Origin of the sequence: Cellulomonas massiliensis JC225 (genome assembly GCF_000312005.1) — a bacterium.
Taxonomy (GTDB): domain Bacteria; phylum Actinomycetota; class Actinomycetes; order Actinomycetales; family Cellulomonadaceae; genus Cellulomonas; species Cellulomonas massiliensis.
The window spans coordinates 2,864,256-2,872,436 of record NZ_HE978588.1; the positions used below are offsets into that span (position 1 = coordinate 2,864,256).

Annotated in this window: 8 protein-coding genes; all 8 read right to left on the minus strand. The window is 76.9% G+C overall.

Annotation, left to right across the window (positions count from 1 at the left end; translation table 11 throughout):
* Nucleotides 1-1,008 (minus strand): copper transporter, encoded by a 1,008-nt coding sequence (locus HGCM_RS13570; RefSeq protein ID WP_019137379.1) that lies wholly within the window; start codon nucleotides 1,006-1,008, stop codon nucleotides 1-3.
* 46 nt (nucleotides 1,009-1,054) lie between these two features.
* Nucleotides 1,055-2,239: a putative cytokinetic ring protein SteA gene (gene steA / locus HGCM_RS13575; protein ID WP_019137380.1), complete on the minus strand. Its 1,185-nt coding sequence runs from the start codon at nucleotides 2,237-2,239 to the stop codon at nucleotides 1,055-1,057.
* Between the two features lie 7 nt (nucleotides 2,240-2,246).
* Complete coding sequence (gene recN / locus HGCM_RS13580; protein WP_019137381.1) at nucleotides 2,247-3,968, minus strand: DNA repair protein RecN; 1,722 nt, start codon at nucleotides 3,966-3,968, stop codon at nucleotides 2,247-2,249.
* A complete protein-coding gene (locus tag HGCM_RS13585; protein WP_019137382.1) occupies nucleotides 3,965-4,831 on the minus strand; it encodes an NAD kinase in 867 nt (288 codons plus the stop codon). The genes recN and HGCM_RS13585 overlap by 4 nt, the downstream gene beginning before the upstream one ends.
* The gene (locus tag HGCM_RS13590) at nucleotides 4,828-5,628 is read right to left on the minus strand and encodes a TlyA family RNA methyltransferase (protein ID WP_019137383.1); all 801 of its coding nucleotides are present in this window, start codon (nucleotides 5,626-5,628) and stop codon (nucleotides 4,828-4,830) included. Before HGCM_RS13590 ends, HGCM_RS13585 begins: the two co-directional genes overlap by 4 nt.
* A gap of 4 nt (nucleotides 5,629-5,632) precedes the next feature.
* Nucleotides 5,633-5,842, minus strand: a complete 210-nt coding sequence (locus HGCM_RS20070; protein WP_019137384.1) for a hypothetical protein — start codon at nucleotides 5,840-5,842, stop codon at nucleotides 5,633-5,635.
* A gap of 173 nt (nucleotides 5,843-6,015) precedes the next feature.
* Complete coding sequence (locus HGCM_RS13600) at nucleotides 6,016-7,044, minus strand: HAD-IIA family hydrolase (protein ID WP_019137385.1); 1,029 nt, start codon at nucleotides 7,042-7,044, stop codon at nucleotides 6,016-6,018.
* On the minus strand, nucleotides 7,041-7,808 hold the full coding sequence (locus tag HGCM_RS13605) for a tetratricopeptide repeat protein (protein WP_019137386.1): 768 nt from the start codon (nucleotides 7,806-7,808) through the stop codon (nucleotides 7,041-7,043). Before HGCM_RS13605 ends, HGCM_RS13600 begins: the two co-directional genes overlap by 4 nt.
* Nucleotides 7,809-8,181 lie beyond the last annotated feature (373 nt).

The window sequence follows — 8,181 nt, forward strand, 5'->3', positions numbered from 1 at the left end:
TCAGTCGCCCTGCGGGGTGACCGGCGTGCGGTCCGGCACGGGCAGCTGCACCCGGGGCGGCATGACCGTGAGGTCCGGCCCGGAGCCGTAGTGGCCGTTCGTGCCGTCGATCCGGGCGGCCAGCGCGAGCGGGACCGACACCGCGCCGGTGACGAGCTGCGCGTCCGAGACGGTCGTGACGCGCGCGGCCGTCGCGTCGTCGGCCAGCACGGCGTTCGTCAGGCTCCCCGTCACCTGCGGGCCGTCCGCGAGAACCGCACCGTCCGTGAGCTGCTGCGCGGCCGTGACGACGGCGAGCTGGGCGGCCTGCACCTGCTCGTCGACCGGGCTGGGGGTGGCCGCGTCGGCGTCCAGCGGCGGCGCGACGACGACGACGGCGTCCGCCGGGGTCGTGACCGGGTCCGCCAGCGTGACGAGCGGGTCCTGGTCCTGGGAGTCGGTCGACGACAGCACGGCGAGGAGGCTGCTCGCGTCGGCGCTGAGCGCATCGGGGTCCTCGGGCTGCGCCGCGGTGAGCCCCTGCACGAGCGCGTAGCCGAGCTCGACCTCCAGGCCGGCGCTCGCGTCGGGCGCGGGCTGCAGGTACTGGACGAGGCTGCCCGCCAGCGCCTGCCGGTAGTCCCGCAGCGCGGCGGACGTCCACGCGTCGGTGAGCGTCGCGTGCGCCGTCACCGTCGCCCCGGCCTGGTCGAGCCGCTGGTCGATGGCCTCGAGGACCGCGGGCTCGACCTCCCCCAGCGCCACGACGGCGACGCGACGCTCCGGCATCACGCCCGCGAGCAGCGTGGGGGCCGCGGCGTCGACGTACGCGTCGCCGGCCGCGACGCGCGCGTTGGCGTCGTCGAGCTCCGCGCGCAGCGCGTCCTTCTCGGACCGCAGCTGCTCGACCTGGCCGGTGAGGGTGTCACCGATGGTCTCCTTGAGCGGGCCGGCGCCGAGCGCGATGCCGACCGCGAGGGCCAGGAACACCGAGATCAGCGAGACGACGTGGTACCGGAAGTCGATCACGAGGCGTCACTTTCGATGGAGGTCGGGCGGGTGGGGCGCACGCGCGTCACGACCCCCCGAACAGGCCCTGGACCCACGACACGAGGTCGTCGAACCGGGCGCCGAGCAGACCGATGGTCGTCTGGCCGGCGGCCGTCGACGCGAGCGCGACGCCGAGGGCCAGCAGGCCGGCGAGGACGAGCAGGACGAGCTGCCCGTTGGAGATGCCGTGGCGGTAGAGCCGCGAGACGCCCTTGGCGTCGACGAGCTTGCCGCCCACCCGCAGGCGGGTGAGGAACGTGGAGGCCATGCCGGACCGGCCCTTGTCGAGGAACTCGACGAGCGTCGCGTGCGTGCCCACGGCGACGATGAGCTCGGCGCCCTTGTCGTCGGCGAGGAGCATCGCGACGTCCTCGCTCGTGCCGGTGGCGGGGAACACCACGTGCGGCACGTCGAGCTGCTCCACGCGGGCGAGGCCCGGCGCGCGGCCGTCGCGGTAGGCGTGCACGACGATCTCGGCGCCGCAGGTCAGCGCCCGGTCCGACACGGAGTCCATGTCGCCGACGATGAGGTCCGGCCGCCAGCCCGCGTCGAGGATCGCGTCCGCGCCGCCGTCCACCCCGATGAGCACCGGGCGGTACTCGCGGATGTAGGGGCGCAGCGTGACGAGGTCCTCCTTGTAGTGGTACCCGCGGACGACGATGAGCACCTGCCGACCGTCGATCTGCGTGCTGATGTCGGGCACGCCCACGCCGTCGAGCAGCAGGTCCCGCTCGCGGCGCAGGTAGTCCATCGTGTTGGCCGCGAACGACTCGAGCTGCACGGAGAGCCCCGCCCGGGCCTCCTGCATCGCCGCCTGGACGGTCTCGGAGGTCTGGACGACCCCCTCCGCGACGAGCAGCTCGCCGTCGTACACGGCGCCGTCGACGATCCGCAGGCGACGTCCCTCGTGCACCGTCATGACGTCCGGCCCGAGGTCGTCGAGCAGCGGGATCCCGGCGTCGACGAGGATCTCGGGACCCAGGTTGGGGTAGCGCCCCGACGTCGAGCGGGCGGCGTTGAGCACGGCCGCAGGCTTGCACATGAGCAGCGCCTCGGCGGCGACCCGGTCGATGTCCTCGTGGTCGATGACGGCCACGTCCCCGGGGCGCAGCCGCTTCGTCAGCGCCTTGGTCCGGGTGTCGACGCGCGCGGGACCGGCGACGACGCCGGGCTCGGACGCGGACGTGCGGGAGCGCAGAGAGGTTCTCATCGTGGGGTCATCGTGCCACGCCGGAGAGCTCCAGAAGCTCAGCGGCATGGGCTCGCGCCGACTCCGAGTCCTCCTGGCCGGACAGCATCCGGGCCAGCTCACGCACCCGTTCCGGGCCGTCGACGGCCCGCACGTCCGACTCGGTAACGACGTCGACGCCGTCCGCTGTGGACTTCGTCACGACGAGGTGACGGTCGGCGAACGCCGCGACCTGCGCCAGGTGCGTGACGACGAGCACCTGGGTCTCGCGGGCCAGCGCGGTGAGGCGCCGGCCCACCTCGACGGCGGCGCGGCCGCCGACGCCGGCGTCCACCTCGTCGAAGACGAACGTCCCCGGCCGGGACGCCCCGGAGCCCTCCGCTGTCGCGAGCGCGACCTCGACGGCGAGCATGACGCGCGACAGCTCGCCGCCGGACGCGCCCTTGCCGAGCGGTCGCGCCGGGGCACCCGGGTGGGCGACGAGGAGCATCTCGACGTCGTCGGCGCCGTGCGGACCGGGCTCCGCGGGCCGCACGGCCACCTCGAGGCGCGCGCCGGCCATGGCGAGCCCCGCGAGCTCGGCCGTCACCGCGTCCGCGAGCCGCCCGGCGGCCTGCGTCCGGGCGCGGGTGACGTCGGCCGCCAGCGCGCCCAGCTCGCCGTCCAGCGTGGTCCGGCGCTCGCGCAGCGCCGCGATCCGGTCGTCGCCGCCCTCGAGCTCGAGCAACCGCGCCGACGCCTCCTGCGCCCAGCCCAGCGTCGCGGCCACGTCGCCGTGCGTGCGCGTGACGGTCGCGAGCTCGGCCCGGCGCTGCTGCACGACCTCGAGCCGGCGCGGGTCGGCCTGCAGGTCCTCCAGGTAGGACGAGAGCTCGGTCGCGACGTCAGCCAGCAGGTACCCCGCCTCGGCGACGCGCGCGCCGAGCGCGGCCAGCGCCGGGTCGTGCGCTCCCGCCTGCTCCAGCAGGCGGCGTGCCTGGTCGACGACGAGCGCGGCGGAGGGCGCGTCGTCCTCCCCCGCGAGCGACTCGTGGGCGCCGGCCGCGGCCGCGCGCAGGTCCTCCGCGTGCGCGAGCCGCTCGTGCTCCTCGGCGAGCTCGACGTCCTCCCCGGGCTGGGGGTCCACCCGCTCGATCTCGACGAGCCCCAGGCGCAGCAGCTCGGCCTCCCGCGCGCGGTCCTGCGCCCGGCCGACCAGCTCCTCGAGCTCGGCGTCGACGCGCGCCCGCTCGGCCCACGCGGCCCGGTAGCGGTCGAGCGTTCCGGCGTGGTCCTGCCCGACGAAGGCGTCCAGCGCGTCCCGCTGGTGCGCCGGCGACCGCAGCCGCGCCTGGTCCTGCTGCCCGTGCACGGTCACGAGCTCGGCCGACAGCTCGGCGAGCACGGCCTGCGGCACGGACCGCCCGCCCACGAACGCCCGGGACCGGCCCGACCCCGCGTCACCGCCCGCGGCCACCGTGCGCACCAGCAGCACGGAGCCGTCGTCGTCGCTCTGGCCGCCCGCGTCCTCGACGCGCGCCGCGACCGACGACCCCGACGGGGGCAGGACGCGCCCTTCGACCGAGGCCGCCGCGGCTCCGCGGCGCACGGTCGCCGGGTCGGCCTTGCCCCCGAGCAGCAGGCCGAGCGCCGTGAGGACCATCGTCTTGCCCGCGCCCGTCTCGCCGGTCAGCACGGTCAGGCCCCGCCCGAGCGTGACGTGCGCGGTGCCGATCACGCCCAGGTCGGCGATGCGGATCTCCTCGATCACGGCAGCTCCTGCGCCCGGGCCCGGCCCCGCCACCCGACGACCGGCAGGTCGAACTTGTGGACGAGACGCGTGGTGAACGGGGCGGGCGACAGCCGCGCGAGCCGGATCGGACGGTCGGAGTGCCGCACCTCGACGCGCGCGCCGGGCTCGACCTCGAGGCGTCGCCGCCCGTCGCACGTCAGCCGGCCCGCGATGCGCGAGCGGTCGATCACCTCGATGCCGAGCACGCTGTGGGGGCCGAGGACGAGCGGCCGGGCGAAGAGCGCGTGCGCGGCGAGCGGCACGACGATGAGCCCCTCGACGTCGGGCCACACGACCGGCCCGCCGCCGGAGAAGGCGTGCGCCGTCGAGCCGGTGGCCGTCGCGGCCACGACGCCGTCGCAGCCGAACGACGACAGCGGCCGCCCGTCCACCTCGAGCACCACCTCGAGGATGAGCGCGCTGTCGGTCTTCTCCAGCGACGCCTCATTGAGGGCCCAGCCCTCCTGGACGGAGCCGTCCGGCGCGAGGACGCGCACCTCGAGCGTGGAGCGCTCCTCGATCGCGAACCGGCCCTCGGTGAGCCGACGCACGGCCTCGCCGACGTCGTCGCGCTCCGCCTCGGCGAGGAACCCCACGTGCCCGAGGTTGACGCCCAGCAGCGGCACCCCGGTGCCGCGGGTCAGCTCGGCCGCGCGCAGGATCGTGCCGTCGCCCCCCAGCACGATCGCGAGCTCGAACGACGGCAGCTCGTCGGCGGTCGTCTCGTCGCTGACGAGGACCGGCTCGACGCCCGCGTCCTCGAGCTGGCGCAGCGCCTCCTCGCGGGCGGCGAGCGCCTCGGAGCGGGCCCGGTGGGTGATGACGAGCGCGCGGCGGGTCACGGGCGCACCGCCTCGACCGCCGCGCGCAGCTGCGCGTCGGGCACGTCGACGCCGCCGGGGCGGCCGGTGAGCCACAGGAAGAGCTCGACGTTCCCGCTCGGGCCGGGCAGCGGGCTGGGCACGACCGCGAGCACGCGCAGGCCCGCCGCGCGCGCGGCTCCCGCCACGGCGACGACGGCCTCGGCCCGCAGCCGCGGGTCGCGGACCACGCCGCCCGAGCCGAGCCGCTCGCGCCCGACCTCGAACTGCGGCTTCACCATAAGGAGCAGGTCGGCGTCGGGCGCGCTCACGGCGACGAGCGCCGGCAGGACGAGCGTGAGCGAGATGAACGAGAGGTCGGCGACGACGAGCTCGGCGGCGGGCAGGTCGCCCGGACGCAGGTCGCGCACGTTGACCCCCTCGCGGACGTCGACCCGCTCGTCCGCGCGCAGCTCCGGCCGCAGCTGGTCGTGCCCGACATCGACGGCGACGACGCGCCCGGCGCCCCGCCGCAGCAGCACGTCCGTGAACCCGCCCGTGCTCGCCCCGGCGTCCAGGCACAGCCGCCCCGCGACCGCCGGGCCGTCGGGACCCAGCGCGTCGAGCGCGCCGGCGAGCTTGTGGCCCGCCCGGGAGGCGTACCCGGGGTCGTCGTCGGCCGCGACCTCGAGCGCCCGCTCGGGGCCGACCGCGACCGCCCCCCTGGTCGCCACGTGACCGTCGACGCGCACGCGGCCCGAGGCGACGAGCGTCGCGGCGTGACCGCGCGAGCGGGCCAGGCCGCGCCGCACCAGCTCGGCGTCCAGTCGTGTCGTCACGCGGTCATCCCTCGGCGTCCGCGAGACGGTCCTGCAGCGCGCGGTGGACGGCGTCGAGCACCTCGACGTGCTCGCGCAGCGGCCGGGCCTCCAGGTCGTCGACGACGGACAGCGCCTGGTCGACGGCGTCGTCCCCGGTGCTCGCGGACGAGCTCGACCCCGGGTCACCCGGCACGTCGGCGCCGTCGCCGGCGCGCAGGACGTCCTCGCTCACGCTGCAGTCCCTTCGATCCGTGCTCGACGCGGCACGCGTCCCCTCGCGGCGACGCGTCGCGCCCGCGGCCCGAGCGTCTTGAGCCAGGGCCACGCTACCTGCCAGGACCCACCGGGTGCGGGAGCTGTGGACGGCCGGCCGCCGGGTGCGCCGGCCCGGCCCGCGCCGTGCCGTCAGTCCCCGACGTCCAGCCGGGGCACCGCGGCCGCGTCCAGCGGTTGGCCGTCGTCCGCCGCCGCCCAGGCCGCCGCGCACGCAGCACGGACCCGGTCGACCGCCGCAGCCGGGCCGTCTCCACCGCGTCCCAGCTCGAGGCTGCCGTCGACGACCCGCGCCGACGACTCGCGGCACCGCCACCAGCCATCGTCCGCCCGCTCGGGGACGGGGTGCGGCTCGAGCAGGGCGCGCAGGTCCGCGCCGATGAAGTGCGGGCGCTCGCCCGGCGCCGCGAGCACGTCCTCCCGGGCCTTGTCGACGCCGGTCAGCACGTGCAGGCCGGCGTAGTCACCCGCGCGCGCCCCCGCCAGGTCCGTGTCCAGGCGGTCCCCGACGACGAGGGTGCGCGTGGCGCCGGCGCGCTCGACCGCCATGCGGTACATCGTCGGCGACGGCTTGCCGGCGCTGTCCGGCGTCACGCGGGTCGCCGCGGCGACCGCCCCCACCAGGGAGCCGTTCCCCGGCGCGAAGCCCCGCGCGGTCGGCAGGCTCTTGTCGAGGTTCGACGCGACGTGCCACGCCCCGCGCTCGACCGCGTAGGCCGCCTCGGCGAGCTGCGTCCACCCCAGGTGCGGGGCGAACCCCTGCGCCACCGCGGCCGGCTCGTCGTCGGCGGAGTCCACGACGACGAACCCGGCCTGGCGGACGGCGGTCACGAGGCCGTCGCCGCCCACGACGAGCACCTTGGCGCCCGGCTCCAGGCGCGTGCGCAGCAGCTGGGCGCACGCCTGGGCCGCGGTCATGACCTCGGACGGCGACGTGGCGATGCCGAGCTCGGTCAGCTGGTCGCTGACCGACTCCGGCTCGCGCGAGGCGTTGTTGGTCACGAAGACGAGCCGCAGGCCCGCCTCGCGCGCCGCGGTGAGCGAGTCGCTCGCGTGCGGGATGGACTCGTGCCCGCGGTACGCCACCCCGTCGAGGTCGACGAGGGCGAGGTCGAACGCCCGCGCGAGCGGCTCCGCCGACCCCAGCAGCCCGGCGCTCACGCCTGCTCCTGCGTCTGCTCGGTGGTTCCCTGCGCATCGCCCGCGGGGGTCACGTCGTCCGCCCCGGAGCGCTCCGTGACGGCGTCGCCGGCCACCGGCTCACCGTCGAGGGCGTCTTCGTCGTCGTCGGCGTCCTCGAGGTCGAAGACGACGACGTCGTCCTCCACCTCCCCGGACGCGGCGTCGAGCTCGGCGCGGCTGAACGAGGCGAGCTCGGCGGCCGCCTCCTCAGGGCGTCCCGACGCCTCGAGGGCGGCGGCGCGCGCCTGCGCGACCCGAGCCGCCTGCAGCCCTCCCGACGGGACGACAGACCGCAGCGCCGCGACGGCGGCCTCCGGCTGGCCGAGGTCGAGACGGGCTCCGCTGACGACGATCGCGAGCTCGACGCGCGCCTCGGCCGAGAGCGTCGACGCCTCCGGCTCCTGTGCGAGCGCGACGGCTCGCTCGGGGCGACCGAGCCCGCGCTCCGCGTCCGCCATGATCGCCAGGTGCTCGGACGAGCCGTTGAGCCGGCGCACCGTCCGCAGCTCGCGCAGCGCCTCCGCGTACCGGCCGGTCCGGTACGCCGCAAGACCCGCAGCCTCCCGCACGACGTCGACGCGCCCGGCACGGCGCACGGCAGCCTGGGCGTGCAGGTACGCGGCCTCGGGGTCCTCGTCGAGCAGCCGGCCGACCATCACGAGGTGGCGGCCGACGCGCTCGGCGTTCTCCTTGGTCAGCGTCCGCAGGGGCGCCCGCGCGGCACGATCGAGGTCCGCGAACACGACGTCGTCCGGGATCGGCGGCTCCTCGACCCGCGGCCGCCGGTCGTCGACCGGACGAGCCGGCCGGTCGTCGCCCGACCACGACCGGGAGCCCTCGGGACTCCTGGAGCCCGCACCGCGCGCGCCGGTGAACCCGCCGGGCCGCGACCCGCCGCGGTCCCGCGAGGAGCTGTCCCGCGACCAGCCGCGCGAGTCCTCCCTCGGGCCACGACGCTCTCCGTAGCCGCCGCGGGCGTCAGGACGCTGGCTGGCCCGACGCTCGGCGCCGCCGCGCCCGCCGCCGTCGCGCGGCCCACCACGACCCGCGGGCGCACCGCCGCGCGCGTCACCCTCGGGGCGCGGCGACCACGGCCGGCGCTCCCCCGCACGCGGG

Excerpts from the sequence above, each read along its gene's own strand:
- steA (WP_019137380.1), bottom strand. The coding sequence starts at position 2,239 with ATGAGAACCTCTCTGCGCTCCCGCACGTCCGCGTCCGAGCCCGGCGTC.